Annotated in this window: 26 protein-coding genes, 1 tRNA gene and 1 other RNA gene; 8 read left to right on the forward strand and 20 right to left on the reverse strand. The window is 68.1% G+C overall.

Annotation, left to right across the window (positions count from 1 at the left end; genetic code table 11):
* Positions 1-50 precede the first annotated feature (50 nt).
* Positions 51-731 (reverse strand): 3-oxoacid CoA-transferase subunit B, encoded by a 681-nt coding sequence (locus ABTZ43_RS01715; protein WP_350537628.1) that lies wholly within the window; start codon positions 729-731, stop codon positions 51-53.
* 1 nt (position 732) lies between these two features.
* Complete coding sequence (locus ABTZ43_RS01720; RefSeq protein WP_056416959.1) at positions 733-1,506, reverse strand: CoA transferase subunit A; 774 nt, start codon at positions 1,504-1,506, stop codon at positions 733-735.
* Positions 1,507-1,610: 104 nt separating this feature from the next.
* Between ABTZ43_RS01720 and ABTZ43_RS01725 the strand changes: the two genes are divergently transcribed.
* Genes ABTZ43_RS01725 through ABTZ43_RS01735 form a run of 3 tightly spaced genes read left to right on the forward strand, consistent with a single transcriptional unit; the run spans position 1,611 to position 4,111 of the window.
* A complete protein-coding gene (locus tag ABTZ43_RS01725) occupies positions 1,611-2,399 on the forward strand; it encodes an IclR family transcriptional regulator (RefSeq protein WP_350537629.1) in 789 nt (262 codons plus the stop codon).
* 51 nt (positions 2,400-2,450) lie between these two features.
* Entirely contained in the window at positions 2,451-2,888 is a 438-nt protein-coding gene (locus ABTZ43_RS01730) for a MarR family winged helix-turn-helix transcriptional regulator (protein WP_350537630.1), read from the forward strand.
* Complete coding sequence (locus tag ABTZ43_RS01735; RefSeq protein WP_253385964.1) at positions 2,885-4,111, forward strand: MFS transporter; 1,227 nt, start codon at positions 2,885-2,887, stop codon at positions 4,109-4,111. Before ABTZ43_RS01730 ends, ABTZ43_RS01735 begins: the two co-directional genes overlap by 4 nt.
* An 18-nt stretch (positions 4,112-4,129) precedes the next feature.
* On the opposite strand, the gene ABTZ43_RS01740 is transcribed toward ABTZ43_RS01735, so the two are convergent.
* Positions 4,130-4,543, reverse strand: coding sequence for a protease inhibitor I42 family protein (locus tag ABTZ43_RS01740; RefSeq protein ID WP_253385963.1), 414 nt, complete (start codon positions 4,541-4,543; stop codon positions 4,130-4,132).
* 111 nt (positions 4,544-4,654) lie between these two features.
* A tRNA-Lys gene (locus ABTZ43_RS01745) sits at positions 4,655-4,727 on the reverse strand.
* Positions 4,728-4,873: 146 nt separating this feature from the next.
* Between ABTZ43_RS01745 and hisN the strand changes: the two genes are divergently transcribed.
* Both hisN and ABTZ43_RS01755 read left to right on the forward strand, forming a co-directional pair.
* Positions 4,874-5,677, forward strand: coding sequence for a histidinol-phosphatase (gene hisN, locus ABTZ43_RS01750; protein ID WP_314095781.1), 804 nt, complete (start codon positions 4,874-4,876; stop codon positions 5,675-5,677).
* 9 nt (positions 5,678-5,686) lie between these two features.
* Positions 5,687-6,256 (forward strand): hypothetical protein, encoded by a 570-nt coding sequence (locus tag ABTZ43_RS01755; protein ID WP_314095783.1) that lies wholly within the window; start codon positions 5,687-5,689, stop codon positions 6,254-6,256.
* A gap of 57 nt (positions 6,257-6,313) precedes the next feature.
* On the opposite strand, the gene ABTZ43_RS01760 is transcribed toward ABTZ43_RS01755, so the two are convergent.
* Positions 6,314-6,628, reverse strand: a complete 315-nt coding sequence (locus ABTZ43_RS01760) for a DUF7882 family protein (protein ID WP_056416939.1) — start codon at positions 6,626-6,628, stop codon at positions 6,314-6,316.
* A gap of 85 nt (positions 6,629-6,713) precedes the next feature.
* Here ABTZ43_RS01760 and ABTZ43_RS01765 point away from each other — a divergent pair, with 85 nt between their 5' ends.
* Positions 6,714-7,568, forward strand: coding sequence for a transposase (locus tag ABTZ43_RS01765; RefSeq protein ID WP_350537631.1), 855 nt, complete (start codon positions 6,714-6,716; stop codon positions 7,566-7,568).
* Between the two features lie 114 nt (positions 7,569-7,682).
* Here the strand turns inward: ABTZ43_RS01765 and ssrA are convergent.
* Positions 7,683-8,051: a transfer-messenger RNA gene (gene ssrA, locus ABTZ43_RS01770) on the reverse strand.
* A 141-nt stretch (positions 8,052-8,192) separates the two neighbouring features.
* Here ssrA and ABTZ43_RS01775 point away from each other — a divergent pair.
* Positions 8,193-8,861, forward strand: coding sequence for an SIMPL domain-containing protein (locus ABTZ43_RS01775; RefSeq protein ID WP_350537632.1), 669 nt, complete (start codon positions 8,193-8,195; stop codon positions 8,859-8,861).
* Between the two features lie 36 nt (positions 8,862-8,897).
* Here the strand turns inward: ABTZ43_RS01775 and hflX are convergent, their stop codons facing one another.
* The gene (gene hflX / locus ABTZ43_RS01780; RefSeq protein WP_149423187.1) at positions 8,898-10,406 is read right to left on the reverse strand and encodes a GTPase HflX; all 1,509 of its coding nucleotides are present in this window, start codon (positions 10,404-10,406) and stop codon (positions 8,898-8,900) included.
* Between the two features lie 68 nt (positions 10,407-10,474).
* On the opposite strand from hflX, the gene ABTZ43_RS01785 reads away from it, so the two are divergent.
* Complete coding sequence (locus ABTZ43_RS01785; protein WP_350537633.1) at positions 10,475-11,116, forward strand: class I SAM-dependent methyltransferase; 642 nt, start codon at positions 10,475-10,477, stop codon at positions 11,114-11,116.
* Between the two features lie 18 nt (positions 11,117-11,134).
* On the opposite strand, the gene ABTZ43_RS01790 is transcribed toward ABTZ43_RS01785, so the two are convergent.
* The 13 genes from ABTZ43_RS01790 to ABTZ43_RS01850 all read right to left on the reverse strand — a co-directional run bounded on the left by ABTZ43_RS01790 (position 11,135) and on the right by ABTZ43_RS01850 (position 23,203).
* Positions 11,135-11,788, reverse strand: a complete 654-nt coding sequence (locus ABTZ43_RS01790) for an HAD family hydrolase (RefSeq protein WP_350537634.1) — start codon at positions 11,786-11,788, stop codon at positions 11,135-11,137.
* A complete protein-coding gene (gene dapF / locus ABTZ43_RS01795; RefSeq protein ID WP_314095786.1) occupies positions 11,788-12,660 on the reverse strand; it encodes a diaminopimelate epimerase in 873 nt (290 codons plus the stop codon). The genes ABTZ43_RS01790 and dapF overlap by 1 nt, the downstream gene beginning before the upstream one ends.
* Positions 12,661-12,710: 50 nt before the next feature.
* Positions 12,711-13,154 carry a GNAT family acetyltransferase gene (locus tag ABTZ43_RS01800; protein WP_056416918.1) on the reverse strand — a complete coding sequence of 148 codons (444 nt, stop codon included), beginning with the start codon at positions 13,152-13,154 and terminating at the stop codon, positions 12,711-12,713.
* A gap of 62 nt (positions 13,155-13,216) precedes the next feature.
* On the reverse strand, positions 13,217-13,744 hold the full coding sequence (locus ABTZ43_RS01805) for a dihydrofolate reductase family protein (protein ID WP_350537635.1): 528 nt from the start codon (positions 13,742-13,744) through the stop codon (positions 13,217-13,219).
* A 43-nt stretch (positions 13,745-13,787) separates the two neighbouring features.
* On the reverse strand, positions 13,788-14,744 hold the full coding sequence (gene miaA, locus ABTZ43_RS01810) for a tRNA (adenosine(37)-N6)-dimethylallyltransferase MiaA (RefSeq protein ID WP_350537636.1): 957 nt from the start codon (positions 14,742-14,744) through the stop codon (positions 13,788-13,790).
* The gene (gene miaB, locus ABTZ43_RS01815; protein ID WP_350537637.1) at positions 14,741-16,288 is read right to left on the reverse strand and encodes a tRNA (N6-isopentenyl adenosine(37)-C2)-methylthiotransferase MiaB; all 1,548 of its coding nucleotides are present in this window, start codon (positions 16,286-16,288) and stop codon (positions 14,741-14,743) included. Before miaB ends, miaA begins: the two co-directional genes overlap by 4 nt.
* Positions 16,289-16,424: 136 nt before the next feature.
* Positions 16,425-16,868 carry a regulatory protein RecX gene (locus ABTZ43_RS01820; protein ID WP_301285466.1) on the reverse strand — a complete coding sequence of 148 codons (444 nt, stop codon included), beginning with the start codon at positions 16,866-16,868 and terminating at the stop codon, positions 16,425-16,427.
* A gap of 535 nt (positions 16,869-17,403) precedes the next feature.
* Positions 17,404-18,447, reverse strand: a complete 1,044-nt coding sequence (gene recA, locus ABTZ43_RS01825; RefSeq protein ID WP_056416904.1) for a recombinase RecA — start codon at positions 18,445-18,447, stop codon at positions 17,404-17,406.
* A gap of 264 nt (positions 18,448-18,711) precedes the next feature.
* Positions 18,712-18,936 carry a DUF3046 domain-containing protein gene (locus ABTZ43_RS01830; RefSeq protein WP_350537638.1) on the reverse strand — a complete coding sequence of 75 codons (225 nt, stop codon included), beginning with the start codon at positions 18,934-18,936 and terminating at the stop codon, positions 18,712-18,714.
* A gap of 21 nt (positions 18,937-18,957) precedes the next feature.
* On the reverse strand, positions 18,958-19,266 hold the full coding sequence (locus tag ABTZ43_RS01835) for a helix-turn-helix domain-containing protein (protein ID WP_042541772.1): 309 nt from the start codon (positions 19,264-19,266) through the stop codon (positions 18,958-18,960).
* 141 nt (positions 19,267-19,407) lie between these two features.
* Entirely contained in the window at positions 19,408-19,896 is a 489-nt protein-coding gene (locus tag ABTZ43_RS01840) for a CinA family protein (RefSeq protein WP_502885299.1), read from the reverse strand.
* The gene (gene pgsA / locus ABTZ43_RS01845) at positions 19,887-20,462 is read right to left on the reverse strand and encodes a CDP-diacylglycerol--glycerol-3-phosphate 3-phosphatidyltransferase (protein WP_350537640.1); all 576 of its coding nucleotides are present in this window, start codon (positions 20,460-20,462) and stop codon (positions 19,887-19,889) included. The genes ABTZ43_RS01840 and pgsA overlap by 10 nt, the downstream gene beginning before the upstream one ends.
* The gene (locus ABTZ43_RS01850; protein WP_350537641.1) at positions 20,462-23,203 is read right to left on the reverse strand and encodes an FtsK/SpoIIIE family DNA translocase; all 2,742 of its coding nucleotides are present in this window, start codon (positions 23,201-23,203) and stop codon (positions 20,462-20,464) included. The genes pgsA and ABTZ43_RS01850 overlap by 1 nt, the downstream gene beginning before the upstream one ends.
* Positions 23,204-23,227 lie beyond the last annotated feature (24 nt).

Consider the following 23,227-nt stretch of genomic DNA (forward strand, 5'->3'; position numbering starts at 1 on the left):
GATGTCGTGGTCGGCGGCCGGGTTCGTGGACCGGTCGGTCGTTGTCATCTTCAGCTCTCCGTGTTCGCGTTCGTGTTCGTGTTCGTGTTCAGCAGGTCATCGGCGATGATCAGGGGAGGTTCGGTCGCGTCGACGACCTGCTCCACGCTCACGCCCGGTGCGGTCTCGACGAGCACCAGCCCTTCGCCGGTGACGTCGATCACGGCCAGATCGGTGATGATCCGGTCGACGACGCCGCGACCCGTGAGCGGCAGTGAGCAGGAGTCGACGATCTTGGCGGAGCCGTCCCGCGCCACATGCTCCATGAGGACGATGACGCGAGCGGCACCGTGCACGAGGTCCATCGCACCGCCAGGACCCTTGACCATCTTCCCCGGGATCATCCAGTTCGCGAGGTCGCCCGTCGCCGACACCTGCATCGCCCCGAGGATGGCCGCGTCGATCTTGCCGCCTCGGATCATCCCGAAACTCGTCGCCGAGTCGAAGAACGCCGCCCCCGGACGCACGGTCACGGTCTCCTTACCGGCGTTGATGAGGTCGGGATCCACGGCATCCTCGCGCGGATACGGGCCGACACCCAGAATGCCGTTCTCGGACTGCAGCACCACGGTGACCGCGTCGGGCACGTGGTTGGGGACCAGCGTCGGCAGTCCGATCCCGAGGTTCACGTACGACCCGTCCTGCAGTTCTGCTGCCGCCCTCGCGGCCATCTCGTCGCGGGTGAGAGCCATGTCAGGATCCTTCCGTGGCGACCGTGCGTCGCTCGATGCGCTTGGGGATGTCGCGGCCCACCTCGACCACGCGGTGCACGAACACACCGGGAAGATGGATGCGATCGGGGTCGAGCTCCCCGGGTTCCACGAGCTCCTCGACCTGTGCGATGCAGATGCGTCCGGCCATCGCGGCGAGCGGGTTGAAGTTGCGTGCAGCCTTGTTGAAGACCAGGTTGCCGTGCCGGTCGCCGGCCAGCGCGTGCACGAGCGAGAAGTCCGTCGTGATGGCCTCCTCGAGCACATACTCCCGCGGCCCCTGGCCGTTGTCGAAGGTGCGCACGTCCTTGACGGGCGATGCGACGGCGACGGACCCGTCGGGTGCGTAGCGTCGAGGCAGCCCGCCCTCGGCGACCTGGGTCCCCACCCCGGTCTGCGTGAAGAAGGCGGCGATACCCGATCCGCCCGCCCGCAGCTTCTCCGCGAGCGTGCCCTGCGGCGTCAGCTCGAGCTCCAGCTCGCCCGAGAGGAACTGTCGCTCGAACTCGCGGTTCTCGCCCACGTACGACGAGGTCATCTTGCGGATGCGCTGGGCGGCGAGCAGCACCCCGAGCCCCCAGTCGTCGACCCCGCAGTTGTTGCTCACCACGCTCAGATCCTTCGTCCCCTGTGCGAGGAGCGCCTCGATCAGCGCGATCGGATTGCCGGAGAGCCCGAACCCGCCGACCGCGAGCGAGGACCCGTCCGAGATGTCGGCGACGGCGTCGGCCGCAGAGGCCCAGTGTTTGTCGATCACGCGTGCTCCTTCGAAGGGTGACTGTCTCCAGCATCCCTCCGCACCGCGCGATCGGGAAGAGCGCCGCTTGCGATGTGGGCGTATCTGCCCGTAGCGTCCACATCATGGACAAACCAGCCCAGGTCGTTCCCGGCACGCAGGCGATCGCCCGAGCTGCGAGGCTCCTTCGTGCGGTCACGGCGAGCGGCGCGGACGGCGCCTCGGTGGTGGACCTCGCGCGTGCGGCGGACCTGTCGCGGTCCACCGCGCACCGGCTCCTGTCCGCCCTGCGCGTCGAGGGGCTGGTCGACCGCGACGAGGTGAGCGCCCGATGGATGCCCGGTCCCGAACTGTTCCTGATGGGTTCGGTGGCGGCGACCCGCTACGACGTGACGGGACTGGCGCGTGACATCGTCCGCTCGCTCGCGGTGAAGACCGAGGAGAGCGCGTTCCTCTCGGTGCGCCGCGCGGACGAGACGGTGTGCCTCGTGCGCGAGGAGGGCTCGTTCCCGATCCGCTCCTTCGTGCTGAGCGAGGGCGTGCGGTTCCCCCTCGGCGTCGCCAGCGCCGGACTCGCCATCCTCGCCTTCCTGCCCGACCACGATGTGGACGCATACCTGGAGCGGCATCCGGAGCTGGAGATCACATGGGGTCGCACGCACGGCACGAGCGCTCTGCGCACTCGGCTCACCGAGACGAAGGAGCGCGGATACGCCGTGAACCCCGGGCTGATCGTGGAAGGCAGCTGGGGGCTGGGCGCTGCGGTGTTCGACCGGACGGGTCGCCCGGAATGGGCACTGAGCCTCACGGGCGTCGGCTTCCGGTTCGGACCGGAGCGGATCACCGAGCTCGGACGCATCCTGCTCGCGCACGCGCACCAGCTCTCGGCACGGATCGCCGGCGCGCGACGCTGAACACGGTCACCGCCGAATCCAATTCATACCATCGGGTATATACTTTTTGGTATGCAACGTCAGGATGTCATCCCCTCCCTCGTGCTCTCGGGATACGCGCTCGGGCGCATCGCCGCCCAGGACGCGGGGAACGACGCGCCCGCCGCCCAGTGGCGGGTGCTCAATCTGCTGGAGCGATCCGGGCCCCGAAGGGTGGGTGAGCTCGCCGCGGCCGCACGCACCACGCAACCGGGCATGACACGACTCGTCGGCGTCCTGGAGCGCGACGGTCTGGTGCTCCGCTCCCCCGTCGCTGAGGACTCGAGAGCGACCGCGGTCGCCATCACCGAGGCGGGATCTGACGCGCTGCAGGCATGGCGCGCAGAATTCCGCGACACGCTGGCCCCGCGCTTCGCCGAGCTGGCAGACGAAGACTGGAGCATTCTCACGCGTGCGGCGGAGATCCTCGCCGCCCACACCACGAACGACCCGACAGGAGCAGCACAGTGAGCACCGCCACCCCCTCCGTATGGAAGCAGCCGGCACAGGTCTGGGCCGTGGCGTTCGCGTGCGTGGTCGCCTTCATGGGCATCGGCCTGGTCGACCCGATCCTCCCGGCGATCGCCGAGTCCCTGCAGGCGAGCCCGTTCGAGACCGAGCTGCTGTTCACCAGCTATCTCGCTGTGACCGGGCTCGCCATGCTGGTCACCAGCTGGATCTCCTCGCGCATCGGCGCGAAGAAGACCCTGCTGATCGGACTCGCGCTGATCGTGGTCTTCGCGCTCTTCTGCGCCCTCAGCGGCAGCGTCGACGCGGTCATCGGATTCCGTGCAGGCTGGGGGCTGGGCAACGCGCTCTTCATCTCCACCGCTCTGGCCACGATCGTCGGGGCGGCCTCCGGTGGCAGCTCGGCAGCGATCATCCTCTACGAGGCCGCCCTGGGCCTCGGCATCGCGATCGGGCCCCTGCTGGGCGGTCTGCTCGGCGAGCAGAGCTGGCGCGCTCCGTTCTTCGGAGTCGTGGTGCTCATGGCGATCGCCTTCCTCGCCGTGCTCGTGCTTCTGCGCGGTCCGGGCGAGAAGCGCACCCCCGTGCCATTCTCCGCGCCCTTCAAGGCCCTCGGCCGCCCCGCCCTCGCGGTGCTCGCCACCGCGGCGTTCTTCTACAACATCGGATTCTTCATCCTGCTGGCGTTCTCGCCGTTCCCGCTCGGGTTCGGGGCGATGGGCATCGGCTTCACCTTCTTCGGATGGGGCCTCGCTCTCGCCATCACCAGCGTCTGGGTCGCCCCGATGCTCATGCGTCGGATGCCGCGCACCCGGGTGATCCTCCTGGTGCTCCCGCTCCTCGCGCTCGATCTCGTCGTCGCCGGCCTCCTCGTAGAGTCCGCGGTCGCGCTGGTCATCTGCATCGTGATCGGCGGTCTGCTGCTCGGAGTGATGAACACCGTGCTGACGGAAGCCGTCATGGAGGCGACGGACCTCCCCCGGTCGGTGGCGTCGTCGGCGTACTCCTCGGTGCGCTTCCTCGGTGGCGCGATCGCCCCGCCGCTCGCAGCGGCACTCTGGCACGCGTTCAGCGCCACCGTCCCCTACCTGGTGGCGGCGATCGCGGTGCTGGTGGCAGCGCTGACGATCCTCCTCGGCAGGAAGACCCTGGCGCACATCGACGACGAGCCCGAGGACCCGGCCGCCGAGGATGCCGCGGCCATCCTGGTGGGCGATGCCGCATGAGGCGAGGACGCCGCCTGGCTACTGCTTGACCGTCACGGTGATCTCGGCGCTTCTCCGGTCGCTCTCCTCGTCGGGCACGGCACCGCGGAACCGGTACTCGAACTCGATCACCGTGGTGCCGAGTCCGACCGGAGCGAAGCGATAGTGGAACTCGCTCGGCGCGCCGACCTCCCCGTCCTCACCGAGATAACGCGAGTCGGCGGCACCCGGATCGAGGACGGCGGGATCCGGTTCGCGCGTGATCACCCACTCGTCGCCGACCGTGGGATTGATCTCTCCGAAGTCCACGACCAGCGCCGAACCGGGCGCGAGCGTCACGGCTGACGTGGTGTAGTCGACGGTCTCCGAAGAACCGGCGGCGCACCCCGTCAGCACCAGCGCGAGCAGCGCGCAGGCGAACACCGCCCCACCCTCGATAATCCGTCGCCGCATCGCCACCCCTTCGCGTGTGCCTCAAGGTAGCGCACGCGTGCGGCTCCGGGCAGCAGCGCCGTGAAAGCAGAAAAGCCCCGATGACTGGCGAGAGTCATCGAGGCTGATCCGTGCACCCCCTCGGACTTGAACCGAGAACCCACTGATTAAGAGTCAGTTGCTCTGCCGATTGAGCTAGAGGTGCGTGACCCGGTTTCCCCGGCCGAGGAATTACATTACCAGCCGACGGTCGCGGTGCGAAATCGAGCCTCCTCCTCCGGGTCCGCCGCGCGTGTCGCAGCGTGTCGAAGGGCTCGCGGTCGCGAAGGGTCGGGCGACTATCCTGGACGGGTGACTGCCTCCCCCAGCGCCGACCGCCGTTCCCTCGACCTCGATCTCGCCCTCGCGCTCCGCCTCGCCGACGCCGCCGATGCGCAGTCGCTTCCCCGGTTCGACAGCCCCGACCTCGAGGTGTCGACCAAGGCGGACCACTCCCACGTCACCGACGCCGACCTCGCGACCGAACGCGCCATCCGCGCGATCCTCGCGACGGAGCGGCCCGACGACGGGATCTTCGGAGAGGAGTTCGGCGCGGAGGGCAGCACGCACCGCCAATGGATCATCGATCCGATCGACGGGACCGCCAACTTCCTGCGCGGCGTGCCGCTGTGGGGCACCATGATCGCGCTGGCCGTCGACGGAGTGCCGCAGGTCGGTGTCGTCAGCATGCCCGCCCTGGGGCGCCGCTGGTGGGCCGCTGCGGGCGCCGGGGCCTGGACGGCGACGGACGCCGAGCCGCGCCGCATCCGCACCTCCGCCGTGTCGTCTCTCGATGACGCCAGCGTGAGCTTCCAGAGCATCACCCAGTGGGCGCAGTCGGGGCACCTCGACCAGCTGCTGACGCTCGCCGACCGCGTCTGGCGCGACCGCGCCTACGGCGACATCTACGCCTACATGCTGCTGGCCGAGGGCCGTATCGACATGGTCGCCGAGTTCGGCGTCAAGGAGTACGACGTCGCCGCGGCCGTTCCGATCGTGCGCGAAGCCGGCGGACGGATGACCGGATTCGACGGCACCGAGACGATCTCCGACCTGTCGACACTCGCCACCAACGGCATCCTTCACGATGCCTTCCTCGAGCTGCTGCACGACTGACGAAAGCGCATGATGACGAACCGCAAGATCTCGGCCGCCCTGGGCGCTCTGACACTGGCCGTCGTGCTCGCGGCGTGCGCCGGCGCTCCGGATGCCGCCGCCACTCCGGCGTCGGCGTCGCCGTTGCCCTCCGCCGAGGCGAGCACGGAGCCGAGCCCGACGCCGCCGCCTGCGACACCGACCGCTCCGACGTGTGACACGATCGTCTCCGCCGGCACCGTGAAGTTGCTCACCGACGCGGGATGGACGTTCCAGGAGAAGGAGTTCGTGGTCGGCGGAGTGCCCCTGCCCGACGGTCTGCTGTGCTTCTGGGCGGACTACACCGTCGCCTCCGACCACGGCCAGCTCTACGGATGGTCGCCCATCTCGGCGGAGGACGCGACCGAGGCGCAGTCGTCGCTGCTGGCCGCCGGCTGGACCCGCGAGGACGGGGATGACGGCATCTACATCACCGAGAACCCGCAGTACTCGATGGGTACGGACACGGAGGGTTACGGCATGACGTATCTCTTCGGTGACGGATGGGTGAAGTTCGCGGACACCCGGCAGAGCCTCATCCTCATCGAGTGGGCCGGCTGACCGCGACGCCCATCCGCATGGACGGTGCGATCGGTGAGAACGGCCTGCGCACCGTCGTCACCTCTGCGACGTGTCCAGCACCTCGTCGAGCAGCATGATCCCGCCGGTGGAGTTGACCGACTGCATGAGGTCGTCCACCCACTGCGGGTTGAGTTCCGGCTGTTCGGGGTCGTCGAAGGTGAACCGGAGCGGGATCGACGGGTGGATCCAGATGGTGGAGCGTCCGCCGGCATCGCCATCGGGATGCCGCCACGAGAGCGTGAAACTCTCCTGCCGGCGCAGCTTCGTCGCGATGACGATCTTCAAGTGCGCGAGCGCCCGGTCCTCGATGTGGATCGGGACATCGGACGCACCGTAGAACAGCGTGGCCATTCCCCCAGAGTACTGACTGATCGCGGCTCCGAGGACGGTTGCGACCGCCACATTCCAACCGCAGGTCCGGTGTATCGTCGCTCGCATGACCTCTGGGTTGTCGGACATCGCGAGAGAGCTCTACGTCACTCCGCTCGCAGAGTTCATCGCCGCACGCAATGCCCGCGCCGCAGACGCGTCGGACTCGACACTCGCCGCCGAGATCCGCGCACTGAAGAAGCCCTCGGTCGCCGCGTGGATCGTCAACGTGTTCGCGCAGGAGCGTGCCTCCCAGCTGGAGGAGGCGCTGCACCTCGCCGACGAGCTGCGGGAGGCTCAGGAGGACCTGGACGCCCGCGCGCTCGCGCAGCTGGGTCGCGACCGACGAGCGTTGACCAACCGGCTCGCCGCGGCCGCGGCGGAGCTCGCCGAGACGCGAGGAGGGCGTGTCACCGCCTCCACCCGTGAGGCGGTGCAGCAGACGATCACGGCCGCGTTCTTCGATCCTGTGGCCGCCGTCGCGGTTGCCTCGGGCCGGCTGCTTCGTGAGCTGGAACCCTCAGGCGTCTTCGACGAGGGCGCGGACGCCCTCGTCGGCGGTGGCGCTCCGGAGCTGCCGGATACCGCTGCCGCACCGCGCGATGAGGTGAAGGCACGCCGCGAACGGCGGGAGGCCGAACGCGCCCTGCGTGCCGCCGAACAGAGCAGGGAGCGAGCGGTGCGCGACGCGGCATCCGCGGACCGCAGCCTGCGCGCCGCGTCTCTGCGCGTCGAGGAACTGGATCGCCGGGAGCGCGAACTCGAGGCAGAGCTCGGCTCCATCCGCCGCGATGCGACGCGAGCCCGAGCCGCGCTCGAGGAGGCGGATGCGGAGCAGGCGGCCCGAGCGCGCTCCGTGGAGGATGCGGAGGCGGCGGTCGAACACGCGCGCCGCGGTATCGAGGATCCGCCTGGAACCTGACCCGCGAGCCTGATCCGGCCGCACGCTCGCCGCGATGCCTCCGTGGACATCGAAAAAGGCCCGCCTCCCTAGTGGTTACTAGGGAGGCGGGCCTCTTTGCTTGTGACAGCGACCTGGTGGAGCTGGGGGGAATCGAACCCCCGTCCAACGCTGAGACTCCACGTCTTCTCCGGGCGCAGTCTGTGCAGACGTTCTACTCGGCTCCGACCTTTGTCACAGACACCTAAGTCGACAAGCCCAGCCTGGGAAGAGTCCCACGTGACGTCCAGACGCCATCACGCAGCAAGATTCCTAGATGACGCCAGGATCCGTATCGGAATCACATACGGCCTGACGGACTATCGGGCTCGCTTATGCAGCGAGGGCGAAGTCGTTGCGCTTGGTTTCGGCAACTATTTTTTGCAGAGAGCGTTTACGAGATAACTCTGCATCCTCGGCCCGCTTCTCGTGGATTAACAGGCGCTGTCGAAACCGATCAGCCCCGTGTTCCTTCTCTCGAAGGAGCCGCTGTCACACTGTGGAATTACCTGCTCGGAACCGAAGTGCCCGAGCATCACAGACTACAACGTCCGACCGCGCTCCGCCATTCCACTCGCCGACGAAGCGCTGGCGTAGAGTCGCCCCATGAGTGAAGTCACCGTCACCGTCCGCGGCGAACACGAGATCCGCGTCGCCCCCGAGCGCGCCACGATCCGCGTCAGCGTGCGCGCCGAGGGCCCGGAGCGCGCCTCCGTCGTCGAGCATGCGATGCGCCTCACCGAGCCGGTCCGCGACAGCATCACGGCGCGCAAGGAGTCCGGCGCCGTCGTCGACTGGACGAGCACGCGCCTGTCCGTGCGCGCCGAGCGTCCCTGGAACAACGAGGGCAAGAGGCTCGCTCCGGTGCACTACGCGAGCATCGATCTGACGGCGACCTTCACCGAGGCATCCGAGCTCTCCCTCTGGGTGTCGGACATCTCCCCGTGGGACGGCGTCGAGGTCGGGTGGGTGAACTGGCACCTCACTCCCGAGACGAACGCCCGGCTGGAGAGCGAGGTCGCCTCCGAGGCGGTCGGGGTGGCCGTGGCCAGGGCCCGCGCATATGCGACCGCACTCGGACTCCACGACGTCGAGCCCGTCGAGATCGCGGATGTCGGGCTGATCACGCCCACCGCCGCACATCCCGCCGCGGGTATGGCGAAAATCCGTGGCATGGTTCAGGAATCGGGCGATATGACCGGCGCGTCGATGGCCTACGAGCCCGATGAGATCGTCATCACGGCGACCGTCGAGGCGCGGTTCATCGCCCGCTGAGCCGCCCGTCCGGGGCTCGGCCCCGGGCGGACGACGTCAGGCTGCGGCGAACGGAGCCAGGTCGGCGGCGAGCCGCTCCGACACCCGTGCATGGACGACCGTGCCGTCCTCGCTGTGCTCGACCGACAGCAGCATCCCCGTCTCGTGGATCGCCGCGACGAGGTCGCCTCGGTCGTACGGGACGACCGCGTGCACCTCGACCGCGGGCTTCGGCAGCGCTTCTTCGATCGCGGCACGCAGCTCCTCGACGCCTTCGCCCGACCGCGACGAGACGAAGTGCGCCTTGGGCTCGAGGCCCTGCAGCACCAGACGGTCGTCGTCGTCGATGAGGTCGGCCTTGTTGAAGACCACGAGCTCGGGCATGTCGCGCACGCCGACGTCGCCCATCACATCGCGGACCGTCTGCAGCTGGCCCGCCGGGTCGGGGTGGGAACCGTCGACGACGTGCAGCACGACGTCGGCGTCGCCGACCTCCTCGAGGGTGGAACGGAAGGCCTCGACGAGCTGGTGGGGAAGGTTCCGGACGAATCCGACCGTGTCGGTGAGGGTGTAGACGCGGCCGTCCGAGGTCTCGGAACGGCGCACCGTCGCATCCAGCGTCGCGAACAGCGCGTTCTCCACCAGTACGCCGGCGCTCGTCAGAGCGTTCAGCAGGCTCGACTTGCCGGCGTTCGTGTATCCGGCGATCGCGACGGACGGGATCGTGTTGCGTTTGCGCTCCGCGCGCTTCGCTTCGCGAGCGGGACCGAAATCGCGGATCTGCTTGCGCAGCAACGCCATCTTCGTGCGGATGCGACGGCGGTCGAGCTCGATCTTCGTCTCACCCGGTCCACGGGATCCCATACCGGCTCCGCCGGCGCCGACCTGGCCACCGGCCTGACGGCTCATGGAGTCACCCCAGCCGCGCAGACGCGGCAGCAGGTACTCCAGCTGCGCGAGTTCGACCTGCGCCTTGCCTTCGCGACTCTTCGCGTGCTGGCTGAAGATGTCGAGGATCACGGTGGTGCGGTCGATGACCTTGACCTTGACGACGTCCTCCAGAGCGCGGCGCTGGCTGGGCGCGAGCTCCGTGTCGGCGATCACCGTGTCGGCACCGGTGGCTGCGACGATGTCCTTGAGCTCCTGCGCCTTGCCACGCCCGATGTAGGTGGCGGCGTCGGGGTGCGGGCGACGCTGCAGCACACCGTCGAGCACGACGGCGCCGGCGGTCTCTGCGAGAGCCGCGAGCTCGCGGAGCGAGTTCTCGGCATCCTCCTGAGCGCCCTGAGGGTACACGCCCACCAGGACGACGTTCTCGAGCCGCAGCTGGCGGTACTCGACCTCCGTGACGTCTTCGAGCTCGGTCGAGAGTCCGCCGACGCGCCTCAGCGCGTGGCGGTCTTCCAAGTCCCACTGGTCGCCGTCCGACGACGCGTGCGACGCCGTCGATCGGTCCTGCAGCGCCTGTGCGGCGCCGAACACTCGAGCCTCCGTCCGCTTCTCCGCGTTCGCGAGTACCCGATCGACTGCTTCGTCGCCGGTGGAGTGTGAGGTGGTATCCGTCATCCGTTCCTAATCTCTGGGTTTCGTTGCGGTCCTTAACCTTAGCCCGCGGTGTCCGCTACGCTCACGGTATGGGGTCCGACCATTACTTCACTGCGGCCCCGGCAAGCCCCGAGAACCTGCGTCCGATCCGCGTGACGCTCGCAGGCCGAGAGCTGTCCGTCACCACTGCCGGTGGCGTCTTCAGCCCGGATCGGCTGGATGCCGGTACTGCCGTCCTACTCGCGAACATGCCTCCCGTACCGCCGGGAGGCCACCTTCTCGACCTCGGAAGCGGATGGGGTCCCATCACGCTCTCGATGGCCCTCGCCGCTCCGCATTCGACGGTGTGGGCCGTCGATGTGAACGAGCGTGCACTCGATCTCGTCCGTCGGAACGCGGCGGCGCACGGCCTCACCAATGTCAACGCCTCGCTCCCGCAGGATGTTCCCGCAGACGTGACGTTCCGGACGATCCGGTCGAATCCGCCGATCAGGGTCGGCAAGAACGAGCTGCACCGACTGCTGGAGAAGTGGATACCGCGCCTCGACGGGCGCAGCGATGCGTGGCTGGTGGTGCAGCGCAACCTCGGCGCCGATTCGCTGCAGAGGTGGATCGCCGCGACGTTCAGCCCCGGTTACAGCGTCCACCGCACGACGACCTCCAAGGGCTATCGAGTGCTCAAGGTCCGCAAGCACGGCAGTCCCCCGACCGAGCCCATCGCCCTCGTCTGAGTCCGGGCTCGAGGATGTTCACCCGCGCAGCAGTGCGGGCAATCGTCGCATGTCCGAGAACACCGTCGCACCCTCGCGCTCGAGCCACTCGGGCGGGGTGAGACCGCCGGAGTACCCGAAGACCTGCATCCCTGCGGCCCGCGCGGCCTGCACGCCGAACCGGCTGTCCTCCACCACGGCGCAACGTCCTGGAGCGACTCCGAGGCTGTCCGCCGCATGCAGGAAGAGGTCGGGGGCGGGTTTACCCTCCACGACGTCATCCGCACTGAAGATCCGTCCGGCGAAACGGGAGTGCAGCCCGGTCAGGCCCAGCGTGCGCCGGATCTTCGCGTGAGAGCCGCTGGACGCGACGCAGGTGCGAGTCGGGATCTCATCCAGCGCCGACTCCACACCGGGCACGGCGGTGAGTTCGCGGGAGAAGGCGTCCTCGTACCAGCTCTGGTACGGAGCCTCCCAGTCCTCGGAGAGCGAGGTATCGAGGTGGTGCTCGATCTCCGCACGGAAATGAGCAGCGGACCGTCCGACGAACCGGTGCAGGATCTCGCTGTGCGACAGCGACCATCCGAGGTCTGCCAGGACCCGACGATCCACCTCGATCGAGAGCCTCTCACTGTCGACGAGGACGCCGTCGCAGTCGAAGATGACGAGGTCGAACGGGCTCGAGGACCGCATCAGATCAAGTCGACCTCGCCGCTGTAGACGAGCTGTGCGGGGCCGGAGAGAGCGACGTGCTCGCCGTCCTCCGCCGGGAACATCCGCACGCCGAGCGTGCCTCCCGGAACCTCGACCCGCCAATGGTGGGGGGCTTTCTCCCCCGCCCAGTGCCTGACGGCGAGAGCGGTGGCCGCGACGCCGGTACCGCAGCTGAGCGTCTCGCCGACTCCCCGCTCGGACACCCGCATGGTGACATGGCCGATCCCGTCGCGCACGAGGGGCTCCCCCGGCACGACGAACTCGACATTCGCCCCGGCAGGCAGGATCGGGTCGAGCGCCGGGGCGCGGTGCAGCTCGAGTGAAGCCAGCTCGTCCTCGGAGGCGAGGGCCACGACCACGTGCGGGTTGCCGACGTCGATTCCGAGTCCGGGCCGGGTGACCGACAGCCCCTCCGCGGTCACGAGCGGGTCGTCGCCGGAGAGCTTCCACAGCCCGAGGTCGACCTGGTATCCGGTCTCGCTGCGGGTCACGTCGCGGACCCCCGCCCGCGTGCCGATGGGCAGCGTCGATCCGGGCTCGATCGTCGCAAGCCCCGAGCGGACGAGATAGTGGGCGAAGACCCGGATGCCGTTGCCGCACATCTCGGCGATGGACCCGTCCGCGTTGCGGTAGTCCATGAACCATTCGGCGGCGGGTTCCTCGAGCAACGACGCACGGCCCTCGTCGATCGCGGCGGAGCGCACGACGCGGAGGATGCCGTCGGCGCCGATGCCGAAGTGTCGATCGCACAGGACCGCCACCTGCTCCGAGGTGAGCTCGAGAGCACCCTCGGGATCGGCGATGATGACGAAGTCGTTGCCGGTGCCGTGTCCCTTGGTGAATGCGACCATGTGTCCAGTCTAGAGTCGCCCCTCAGCCCAGACCGATCACCCGTCGACGATCACCCGTCGACGATCAACCGCTTGCCGAGGTTCGTGACCGAGAAGCGCTCGTAGTCCAGAGCATCGTAGAAGGCGAGGACTCCGTCGTTGCCCTCTCGCACCATGAGCTGGACCTTCGGGCAGCCCATCTCCTCCAGCAGTCGTTCGACCTCGTGCACCAGTGCCCGGGCGATACCGCGGTGACGGTGGGACTCCGCGCTGGCCAGGTAGTAGATCCATCCCCGATGGCCGTCGTAACCCGCCATGACCGTGCCGACGATCGCTGACTCGCCGACGTCGCCCGAGGTGTCCTCGGCGACGAGGAACAGCTCCGGTTGCACCCGCAGTTTGCGTTCGATGTCCAGTCGCGGATCGTTCCAGGGCCGGGTCAATCCGGCTTCCGTCCACAGCGCGACCACAGGTTCCGTGTCGGCGCGTTCGAACGCCCGTACCGCCCAGCTCATGGCTCCAGTCTACGATCGGCAAGAATTCAGCCTCGTCGCACGTCTCAGCCTCGCCGCACGTCTCAGCCTCGTCGCACGCGGTACCGACCGCACAGGAAGGCGCGGTTGCGTGCGACCTCGAGGAGTTCGAGGTCCAATGCCCTGGGCAGCAGGGGCGCCCCGGACCCGAGGGTGACCGGGGCGTACTGGACCCAGACCTCGTCGAGCAGCCCGGCGTCGGCGAACTGCCCGGCGAGATCTCCTCCCCCGACGATCCAGATGTCCTTGCCGTCCGCGGCGGCCAGCATTTCGGGGTGCAGGTCCGCCACGTCGCCCTGCACCGAGCGGATGTCGGAGCCCGACGGCAGATCGAGCTCTCTGTGAGTGAAGACCCAGGTGGGCTGCGTGTATCCCCAACGCCCTTCTTCGTGCCGCATGACCCACTCGAAGGTCGAGGCCCCCATGGCCAGTGCTCCGATGGACTTCTCGAACGCATCGTAGGCCATCGGCCCCTCGGGGTCGATGTCCTGAGTCAGCAACCAGTCCAGCGAGTGGTCGTCTGTGGCGATGAATCCGTCGAGGCTGCTGGACGTGTAGTAGTGGATGGCCATGCTCCGACCCTTGCACGCGCCACCGACATCAGGAGGGCGTGCGTCAGAGGCGCAGCAGCGTCTTCGCGTCGACCGGCGGCTCGTGCCAGGTCAGTCCCGGGTAGCGCTTGAACCAGGAGACCTGACGACGCGCGTAGCGGCGGGTGAGCGCCTGTGTCTCGGCGATCGCCTCCGGCTCTGTGAGGCGCCCGTCGAGCTGTCCGAGCGCCTGGGCGTACCCGATCGCGCGAGGGGCGGTCGTCCCCCGTTCGAGCCCCCGCTCGCGCAGCTCGCGTACCTCGTCGATGAGACCTGCGCGCCACATCCGCTCCACTCGATCATCGAGCCTTTGGACCAGGACGCCGCGATCGACATGGAGTCCGCACAGCCGCGTGTGCTCCTGCCAGAGAGCAGGGGCTTCCGGCAGTGCAGCTCCGTGCGTGCGGCTCCCCTGTTCGATGACTTCGAGAGCACGGATGACCCGTCGATCATTCCGTGGATCGACCCGCGCCGCCGTCTCGGGATCGAGCAGGCGGAGCCGATCAAGCAGCACCCCGACGCCCTCGACCGCGAGTTCCTGCTCGAGACGCTCACGGATCACGGGGTCTCTTGGGGGGAAGGCGAAGTCGAACACGACGCTCGAGACATACAGCCCGGAGCCTCCGACGAGGATGGCGTCCCCTCCGCGCTGCTGGATCTCCGAGACCGCCGCCCGTGCCAGCGGCTGATACCAGGCCACCGCCGCGTCCTCGTCGACGTCACGCACATCGAAGAGATGATGCGGGATACCGCGGCGCTCGTCGAGCGGCAGCTTCGCCGTACCGATGTCCATGCCGCGATAGAGCTGCATCGCGTCGGCGTTCACGATCTCGGCGGGGTTGCCGCGTGCGCGCAGTACCTCGGCGAGATCGAGAGCGAGATCGCTCTTGCCTGTCCCCGTCGCACCGACGATCGCCCAGAGGCGAGGAGCTCCGAGGTCGCGGGAGGGGGCGGGGTCCGCCGCCTCGTGCGCGGAAGTCACACGCCGACGCGCAGGGTGGGGAGTCCGAGCGAGACCGCCCGCGCCCCGTCACCGGAATTCGGCGCCGGAACGGCACAGGACTCCGCCTGGCCGCGCTCCCATGCGTCTCCGCCGCGAGTGCGACGGATGCGCAGAGGCGCAGCGGAGGGATCGTCGGCGAGCAGGTGGAACGGTGCCGCGTGGGTGATGATCACCGACACCACGTCACCGGGGCGCGGAACGTCCGACCCGGGCGTGATCTCGAAGTGCACCAGCCGGTTGTCCTGAGCGCGCCCGGTGAGCCGGTGCGTCTCGGCATCCTTCTTGCCCTCGCCTGTCGAGACGAGGACCTCGACCTCGCGGCCGACCTGGCGCTGGTTCTCCTCGAGCGAGATCCGCTCCTGAAGCGCGATCAGGCGGTTGTACCGCTCCTGAACGACCGCCTTGGGGACCTGGTCACCCATGGTGGCCGCCGGCGTGCCCTCGCGGATCGAGTACTGGAAGGTGAACGCGCTCGAGAACCGCGCCTTCTCGACGACACGCAGCGTGTCCTCGAAATCCGCATCGGTCTCCCCCGGGAACCCGACGATGATGTCGGTCGTGATGGCCGCGTGCGGGATGCGCTCCCGCACGCGATCGAGGATGCCGAGGAAGCGGTCGCTGCGGTACGAGCGCCGCATCGCCTTGAGGATGCTGTCACTGCCCGACTGCAACGGCATGTGCAGTTGCGGCATGACGCTCGAGGTCTCGGCCATCGCGTCGATCACGTCGTCCGTGAACGCCGCCGGGTGCGGGCTGGTGAAGCGGATGCGCTCGAGGCCCTCGATCTCGCCGGCGGCGCGCAGGAGCTTGCCGAAGGCCTGGCGGTCTCCGAACTCGACGCCGTAGGAGTTGACGTTCTGGCCGAGCAGGGTGACCTCGATCGCCCCGTCATCGACGAGCAGCCGGATCTCGTTGAGGATGTCGCCCGGTCGGCGATCCTTCTCCTTGCCGCGCAGGCTGGGGACGATGCAGAACGTGCAGGTGTTGTTGCATCCGACGGAGATCGACACCCAGCCGCTGTGCGCGGAGTCCCGTTTCGTGGGCAGAGTCGAGGGGAAGACCTCGAGCGATTCCAGGATCTCGAGCTCGGCATCGCCGTTGTGACGCGCACGCTCGAGGAGCCCCGGCAGGGAGCCCATGTTGTGTGTGCCGAAGACGACGTCGACCCACGGTGCCTTGTCGAGTACGGCCTGCTTGTCCATCTGGGCCAGGCAGCCACCGACGGCTATCTGCATGCCGTCTTTCCGACGCTTGACCGAAGCGAGCTGGCCGAGGGTTCCGTAGAGCTTGCCTGCGGCGTTGTCGCGGACCGCGCAGGTGTTGATGATCACGACGTCGGCTTCGTCGCCCTCGGTGGCGCGGACATACCCGGCGCTCTCCAAAGAGCCGGACAGCCGCTCGGAATCGTGGACGTTCATCTGGCATCCGAAGGTACGCACTTCGTAGGAGCGCTGGCGTCCGTCGAGGTCGATTGCCGCCGACGACGAACTGATGATCGTCGGCTCACTGCGCGGAATAGTCATGGTCCTCCCATTCTACGATCGCCTAATCGCGGATGCCGTGTGCGGGCCGCCGGACCGACGCAGCCCTGATGCGCACGCCGCCCTCCCCAAGGCTCCCGCCGACGCAGTCCCGGGTGATCCGGCGCCGTCGAACCCGTCAGTCGGAGTCGACGAAACGCACACCGGACCGCGGTCCACGGAACGATGACTCCGCGAGTGCCGTCTTGGCGGCGTTCATGGCGACCGAGCCGTTGTACCCGCGCCGCGAGAGCTGACCCACCAGTCGCCGCAGTGCGGTGTCAGCGTCGAGGCGGGACAGGCTCTGCGCCTTGGACCTCGCGAACTCCAGCGCGCGTTCCGCATCGTCGTCGGGCAGTTCGTCGAGCGCCGCGTCGATGATGTCGCGCGGGAGGCCTCTCTGCGAGAGTGCGCGCGAGAGCGCGACCCGGCCCTGCCCCTTGCGTCCGACCCCGGAGGTGACGAGCTGGTCCGCGAGAACGGCGTCGTCGAGATACCCTCGCCGACAGAAGTCGTCGATGATGTCGTCGATCACACTGGTCTCGAGCCTGATCCGATCCTGCTCGTACCCCTTCAGCACCATGCGCGATTCGGAAATGGACAGGGAACGGGAGCGGAGCTTGCGTACGAGCACCTGCTCTGCCGCCTCACGCAGTGCATCGGCGTCCGGCGCCTCTCGGCCTCCTGCGGAATCCTCGACTCCTGCAGAGTCCTCGCCCGTGTGCAGCGCCCGCAGCCTGGGAGTCGATCTCGCCGCTGCTCCTCGTGCCGGGTGACGCTCGCTCGGGTCACGCGGACCCGTCGCTGCACCTGCACCTGCCGTTGCACCTGCCGTCGCCGAACCGCCACTCCACGTCGATCGCCACGCACCGATGCCATCGGCAGTGTTGCGCTGGCTGTCGACGCCTGCGCTCCCGGCACCTGCACTCTCGGCGGCACCGTCTGCGGGTTCGGTCGCTGGACGCGCCGGCGTAGAGACGGCATCCGCACTCCCGCTGTCGGCCGGTGTCGCACGGGGCGTCCGACCGAACAGCGGGATCACGGGGGCGAGCTGTTCCGGCTCGCCCCCGTGATCACTCATCGCTCACTCCGAGTACGAAGCTGACGCGCGCCGATGATCACGCCGGTCGGCGCTCGGCGAGCTCATCGGCGGGAGCCTCGGAGGCTCCGCCGATGCCGAGCTTCTGCTTGATCTGCGTCTCGATCGCCAGAGCGATGTCAGGATTCTTGAGGAGGAACGTGCGGGCGTTCTCCTTGCCCTGACCGAGCTGGTCGCCGTCGTAGGTGTACCACGAGCCGGACTTCTTGACGATCGCGTGCTCGACACCGAAGTCGATCAGGCTGCCCTCACGAGAGATGCCGACTCCGTAGAGGATGTCGAACTCCGCCTGCTTGAACGGCGGGGCCATCTTGTTCTTGACGACCTTGACCCTGGTGCGGTTTCCGACTGCGTCGGTGCCGTCCTTCAGAGTCTCGATACGCCGGATGTCCATGCGGACGGAGGCGTAGAACTTGAGCGCCTTTCCACCGGCGGTGGTCTCGGGCGAACCGAAGAAGACACCGATCTTCTCACGCAGCTGGTTGATGAAGATCATCGTGGTGTTCGTCTGATTGAGACCACCGGTGAGCTTACGCAGCGCCTGCGACATCAGGCGGGCCTGGAGTCCGACGTGCGAGTCGCCCATCTCGCCCTCGATCTCGGCACGCGGCACGAGCGCGGCGACCGAGTCGATGACGATCAGGTCGATGGCGCCCGAGCGGACGAGCATGTCTGCGATCTCGAGTGCCTGCTCACCCGTGTCGGGCTGGGAGACGAGGAGGGCGTCGATGTCGACGCCGAGCTTGGCGGCGTAGTCCGGGTCGAGCGCATGCTCGGCGTCGATGAAGGCGGCGATGCCGCCGGCGCGCTGAGCGTTGGCGATCGCGTGCAGAGTCAGCGTCGTCTTACCGGAGGATTCCGGGCCGTAGATCTCGACGATACGTCCACGCGGCAGTCCTCCGACGCCGAGCGCGACGTCGAGGGCGATGGAGCCGGTCGGGATGACGGCGACGGGTGCGCGCTCGTCGCTGCCCAGCCGCATGACCGAGCCCTTTCCGAACTGACGATCGATCTGTGCGAGTGCGGTCTCGAGGGACTTCTCGCGGTCAGCGGGTGATGGCATGTCGTGCTCCTAATGCTCGCATGGTGCCGCCTGTAGGCTGTCGCGGTCCTCCCGGCTGGGCGGAACTCTCCGACAAGGCGTATGGCTCTTCGGCTTGTTCCTCACGGTACGAGGCACCTCCGACATTGCGTCGTCGGTACCGAGAATTCGGGAGAACAGTTCCGCTGAACCACTTGTGCAGAACACTACGCCGATATCGAACACATCTTCGACGACACGCCGATTTCACGGCGCGTCCTACCGAACGAATGACGGGTGGGTGCGTCAGCGTCCGCGCGGCTCGAGCCGTCCGGCTCCGTGGCGCCGCTCGACAGGGACATCGGTCTCGACGCAGAGCGCCGACCAGATGTCGCGGGGCGGGACGCCGGCCTCGAGAGCCTCGTCGGCCGTACGGCCCGAGAGCTGAGGCAGGGAGAGATCGTTGACGAGAGAGGACGCACGGCCGCCGAACTCGGCGTCGACGGCGCGGAGGAATTCGCTACGACGCATGCGAGTCCGGGGATCCGGGCGTCAGTGCAGCGAGAGCTCGGGCTCGACCGATGCGACGAGGTCGTCGGGAACGACATCCGGGAACACCTGGATGCCCTCGAGGACCGAGATCCGGTCTCCCACTTCACGCATGATGATCGAGATCGGAACGTCGAGGGCGTCGGCCACCGATGCGAGGATCTCGCTCGAGGCCTCCTTCTGACCGCGCTCCACCTCACTGAGGTAGCCGAGGGCCACAGAAGCCTTGCTCGCAACCTGCCGGAGCGTGCGCCCCTTCTGCAGGCGGAAGTCCCTCAGCACATCGCCGATTTCCTGTCGTACAAGAATCATCGGAACCTCCTCCCAGGTCGTCCGATCGAGGTCTTCCTCGATGAGATCGCCAGTCTAGTCCTACCGAACTTCACAAAATCTACCCTTGCACGCTGTGGTTTCCGTGTGAGCACATTCCAGACAACCGTCGATGGCTCGCTCCTATTCCCCGACCACGCGCACGAGCAGCGCGAGTGCGGCTTCGACCGTGAGGGCACGGATCTGCGCCCGATCCCCCGAGAACCCGAAGACCTCTGCACTCGCTGCCTCCGGTGTCACGACGGCGATGTGCACGGTTCCGACGGGCTGGCCGTCGGGCGAGTCGGGTCCGGCGATGCCGGTCGTCGACACACCGACATCGGCGTCACGTCCGTGCACCTGCACCGCTCGGCGCACGCCGGAGGCCATCTGCAGAGCGACCTCGGCATGCACGGGTCCGTGGCGCGCCAGCAGCTCGGCATCGACGCCGAGAAGGCTGTGCTTGACAGGCGTCGCATACGCCACGACACCGCCGAGAAGAACGGTCGACGCTCCGGGAACCGCGACGATCTCAGCCGCGAGTGCCCCGCCGGTGAGCGACTCGGCGATGCCCAGCGTCCACCCGCGCGCCGAGAGCGCTGCGACGACCGCGGAGGATGCGGTCACGACGATCGCCGGGACCCTCGCACCTGCGCGACGATGTAATCGATCCCGCTCGCGACGGTGAGTATCAGCACCGCGATCATCAGGATCGCCGTGATGACGATCCACAGCTCTGCGCCGATCAGCACATGCAGCGGGAGCAGCGCCCAGGAGAGTGCGACGCCCTGCACGGCGGTCTTCACCTTGCCCATCCAGGCCGCGGCGACGACGTGCTCCTTCGCGACGACCAGGCGGTGCACCGTGATGCCGATCTCGCGGATCAGGATGACGATCACGAGCCACCACTGCAGTTCGCCGAGAATGGCCAGTCCGACGAAACCGGCCCCGGTGAGGAGCTTGTCCGCGATCGGATCCCACAGCTTGCCGAAGTCGCTGACGATGTCGAAGCGTCGGGCGAGGTAGCCGTCGACCCAATCGGTCGAGATCGCGACGATGAAGAGTACTCCGGCGACCCATCGCATCGCGAGACTCTCGATGCCGTACGTTCCTCCGAGGAGGAGAACGACGAAGAAGACGACGGCGAGCGGGATTCGCGCGACCGTGATCGCGTTCGGGAGCTGGCGTGGGATGCCCATCAGTCGCGCCCCGTCAATCCCCAGGCGTCTTCATCGCCGTCGTCATCGGACTCCACCACGGGCAGACCCTGGAACTGTGCCTCGACCGGATCGTGCGGCGCGCCAGCGGCCGTGGCTCCGACAGCCGTCGGCGCGGCGTTCGCGGCAGGAGCATCATCACCGCGCAGCTTGGCCATGACCTGGGGCAGCTGCTCGGCCGTGGCCAGCACGTCGCGCGCCTTGGATCCTTCCGAGGGTCCGACGATCTCTCGCGATTCGAGGAGGTCCATGAGGCGTCCGGCCTTCGCGAAGCCGACGCGCAGCTTGCGCTGGAGCATCGACGTCGAACCGAACTGCGACGAGACGATGAGCTCGGCGGCCGCGAGAAGGAGCTCGAGGTCGTCGCCGATGTCCTCGTCGACCTCCTTCTTCTTCGTCGGCTCCAGGGCCTCCTGCACGTCGGGACGGTAGTCGGGCCGGGCCTGACGCGTGACGTGCTTGACGACGGCGTCGATCTCCTTCTCGTCGACCCACGCTCCCTGCAGACGGAAGGGCTTGGACGACCCCATCGGAGAGAAGAGCGCGTCACCCTGTCCGATCAGCTTGTCGGCGCCGGGGCTGTCGAGGATGACCCGGCTGTCGGTGACGCTGGTCACCGCGAAGGCGAGCCGGGACGGGACGTTCGCCTTGATCAGGCCGGTCACCACGTCGACGCTCGGACGCTGCGTGGCCAGCACCAGGTGGATGCCGGACGCGCGCGCGAGCTGCGTGATGCGCACGATCGAGTCCTCGACGTCACGCGGGGCGACCATCATCAGGTCGGCGAGCTCGTCGACCACCACGAGCAGGTACGGATACGGCTTGAGCACGCGCTCGCTGCCCACCGGAAGCTGCACCTCGCCGGCGCGGACCGCGCGGTTGAAGTCGTCGATGTGTCGGAAGCCGAACGATGCGAGATCGTCGTACCGCATGTCCATCTCCTTCACGACCCACTGCAGCGCTTCGGCCGCCTTCTTCGGGTTCGTGATGATGGGCGTGATGAGGTGCGGAACCCCCGCGTAGCTCGTCAGCTCGACGCGCTTCGGGTCGATGAGGACCATCCGCACATCGCTGGGTCGCGCGCGCATCAGCAGGCTCGTGATCATGGAGTTCACGAAGCTCGACTTGCCCGAGCCGGTGGATCCGGCCACGAGCAGGTGGGGCATCTTCGCCAGGTTCGCGATGACGATGTTGCCCCCGACGTCCTTTCCGACGCCGATGGTCATGGGATGCGTGCTCTTGTGCGCCGCGGGCGAGCGGAGCACGTCGCCGAGGGCGACCATCTCCTTGTCGGCGTTGGGGATCTCGATGCCGATGGCGCTCTTGCCGGGGATCGGCGAGAGGATGCGCACATCGTTGGAGGCCACCGCATACGCGAAGTTGTTGCTCAGCTGCAGGATCTTCTCGACCTTGACACCGTGACCGACCTCGACCTCGTACTGGGTGACCGTCGGACCGCGCGAGAAGCCGGTCACCTTGGCATCGACCTTGAACTGGGTCAGCACGCTGGTGATCTGCTCGATCACCTTGTCCGTCGCCTCGGATCGCACGACCGGAGGCGGCCCTTCGACCAGGAGACCCGGCGAGGGCAGGATGTACGGCGCGACGGGAGCCTGCGGCCCGCGCTCCCCCGGACCCGCCGTTCCGAAGCCGTCGAGACCGGGAAGCTCGGGAGCCTCGCCGGTGTCGGACCCGTCGTCGAGGAGCGCCGTGGTCTGCTGCCCGGCGAGCGAGTCGGCGACCGCGCGCACCTCCGACAGCACCTCGGTGGCCGCGTCGTAGGGGTCTTCGACGACGACGGCCTGGTCGTAGGCGGGCGTCGGCTCAGCGGTCGTCAGCAGGGCCGTGATGTCGTCGGAGCCGAGGGTGCCCTCGTCGGGGTCCTCCTCGCGTCCGGTCTTGTTGCGTCGCCACCATGGCAGCACATCGGGGTCGTCGACCTTGTCGGCGTCGTCGATCGATGCGGCGTCCTTGGCGGGCTTCTCGGTGCGCTCCGCGTCGAACATCCACGCGTACAGGTCGCCGAGGCGCTGGCCGATGCGGTTGGGCGGCGTCTTCGTGAGGATCAGGATGCTGAGGGCGGCGAGGACCGACAGCAGGATGTACGCGCCGACCGGGGTGAGGTAGGACAGCGGTTCCCCGAGCATCCAGCCGAACAGACCGCCTGCCTCGCTGAGAGCGGGCATGCCGTCCTTGGGCTGCGGACGCACGAGGAGACCCGCGGAATCCGCGCGGCCTGCCGCTGTGTGGCAGAAGCCCGCGAGAGCGAGGATGAACAGCCCGAACCCGATGCCGATGCGTCCGTTGTCGTGCACGGACGACGGGTGGCGGAACAGCCAGCCGGCGAGCAGGAGGAGCAGGACCGGCATGACGAAGGCCACGCGCCCGACGAGAAGCCCCACCGAGTAGGCGCTGATGTTCGCAGCGACCTCGTTGCCGATGAAGAACCATTCGTTGACCGCGCCGGCGATCGCCAGCAGCACGAGCAGGAACGGGAAGCCGTCGCGGCGATCGTCCTTCTCGAGCGTCTCGGGCCCGAATGCCCGGAAGAGTCCGCCCACGCCGTGGGCGAGTCCGTTCCACGCCCGCACCGCCACCGGAGGCTTGTCGATCTCGTCGATGTACTTCTTGGGCGCCGCCTGAGCCTTCGGAGCGGCCTGCCTCTTCGGGCGAGGCGTGGCGCTCTCGGACGCGCGCGCTGATTTCGTGGTGCTCCTGGCCATGCTCTCACGTTACGGCGAGAGGCC

The sequence above is a fragment of the Microbacterium sp. NPDC097977 genome, from assembly GCF_040302605.1.
Classification (GTDB): domain Bacteria; phylum Actinomycetota; class Actinomycetes; order Actinomycetales; family Microbacteriaceae; genus Microbacterium.

Excerpts from the sequence above, each read along its gene's own strand:
- ABTZ43_RS01740 (WP_253385963.1), bottom strand. The coding sequence starts at position 4,543 with ATGCGGCGACGGATTATCGAGGGTGGGGCGGTGTTCGCCTGCGCGCTG.
- dapF (WP_314095786.1), bottom strand. The coding sequence starts at position 12,660 with ATGGTCGCATTCACCAAGGGACACGGCACCGGCAACGACTTCGTCATC.
- ABTZ43_RS01805 (WP_350537635.1), bottom strand. The coding sequence starts at position 13,744 with ATGGCCATCCACTACTACACGTCCAGCAGCCTCGACGGATTCATCGCC.
- ABTZ43_RS01820 (WP_301285466.1), bottom strand. The coding sequence starts at position 16,868 with ATGGTGCTGAAGGGGTACGAGCAGGATCGGATCAGGCTCGAGACCAGT.
- ABTZ43_RS01765 (WP_350537631.1), top strand. The coding sequence starts at position 6,714 with ATGACCTCTGGGTTGTCGGACATCGCGAGAGAGCTCTACGTCACTCCG.
- ABTZ43_RS01800 (WP_056416918.1), bottom strand. The coding sequence starts at position 13,154 with ATGAGCTGGGCGGTACGGGCGTTCGAACGCGCCGACACGGAACCTGTG.
- ABTZ43_RS01785 (WP_350537633.1), top strand. The coding sequence starts at position 10,475 with ATGGGGTCCGACCATTACTTCACTGCGGCCCCGGCAAGCCCCGAGAAC.
- ABTZ43_RS01835 (WP_042541772.1), bottom strand. The coding sequence starts at position 19,266 with ATGATTCTTGTACGACAGGAAATCGGCGATGTGCTGAGGGACTTCCGC.
- ABTZ43_RS01725 (WP_350537629.1), top strand. The coding sequence starts at position 1,611 with ATGGACAAACCAGCCCAGGTCGTTCCCGGCACGCAGGCGATCGCCCGA.
- recA (WP_056416904.1), bottom strand. The coding sequence starts at position 18,447 with ATGCCATCACCCGCTGACCGCGAGAAGTCCCTCGAGACCGCACTCGCA.
- ABTZ43_RS01755 (WP_314095783.1), top strand. The coding sequence starts at position 5,687 with ATGATGACGAACCGCAAGATCTCGGCCGCCCTGGGCGCTCTGACACTG.
- ABTZ43_RS01715 (WP_350537628.1), bottom strand. The coding sequence starts at position 731 with ATGGCTCTCACCCGCGACGAGATGGCCGCGAGGGCGGCAGCAGAACTG.
- miaB (WP_350537637.1), bottom strand. The coding sequence starts at position 16,288 with ATGACTATTCCGCGCAGTGAGCCGACGATCATCAGTTCGTCGTCGGCG.
- hflX (WP_149423187.1), bottom strand. The coding sequence starts at position 10,406 with ATGACGGATACCACCTCACACTCCACCGGCGACGAAGCAGTCGATCGG.
- pgsA (WP_350537640.1), bottom strand. The coding sequence starts at position 20,462 with ATGGGCATCCCACGCCAGCTCCCGAACGCGATCACGGTCGCGCGAATC.
- ABTZ43_RS01775 (WP_350537632.1), top strand. The coding sequence starts at position 8,193 with ATGAGTGAAGTCACCGTCACCGTCCGCGGCGAACACGAGATCCGCGTC.
- ABTZ43_RS01830 (WP_350537638.1), bottom strand. The coding sequence starts at position 18,936 with ATGCGTCGTAGCGAATTCCTCCGCGCCGTCGACGCCGAGTTCGGCGGC.
- ABTZ43_RS01790 (WP_350537634.1), bottom strand. The coding sequence starts at position 11,788 with ATGCGGTCCTCGAGCCCGTTCGACCTCGTCATCTTCGACTGCGACGGC.
- ABTZ43_RS01730 (WP_350537630.1), top strand. The coding sequence starts at position 2,451 with ATGCAACGTCAGGATGTCATCCCCTCCCTCGTGCTCTCGGGATACGCG.
- ABTZ43_RS01850 (WP_350537641.1), bottom strand. The coding sequence starts at position 23,203 with ATGGCCAGGAGCACCACGAAATCAGCGCGCGCGTCCGAGAGCGCCACG.
- ABTZ43_RS01760 (WP_056416939.1), bottom strand. The coding sequence starts at position 6,628 with ATGGCCACGCTGTTCTACGGTGCGTCCGATGTCCCGATCCACATCGAG.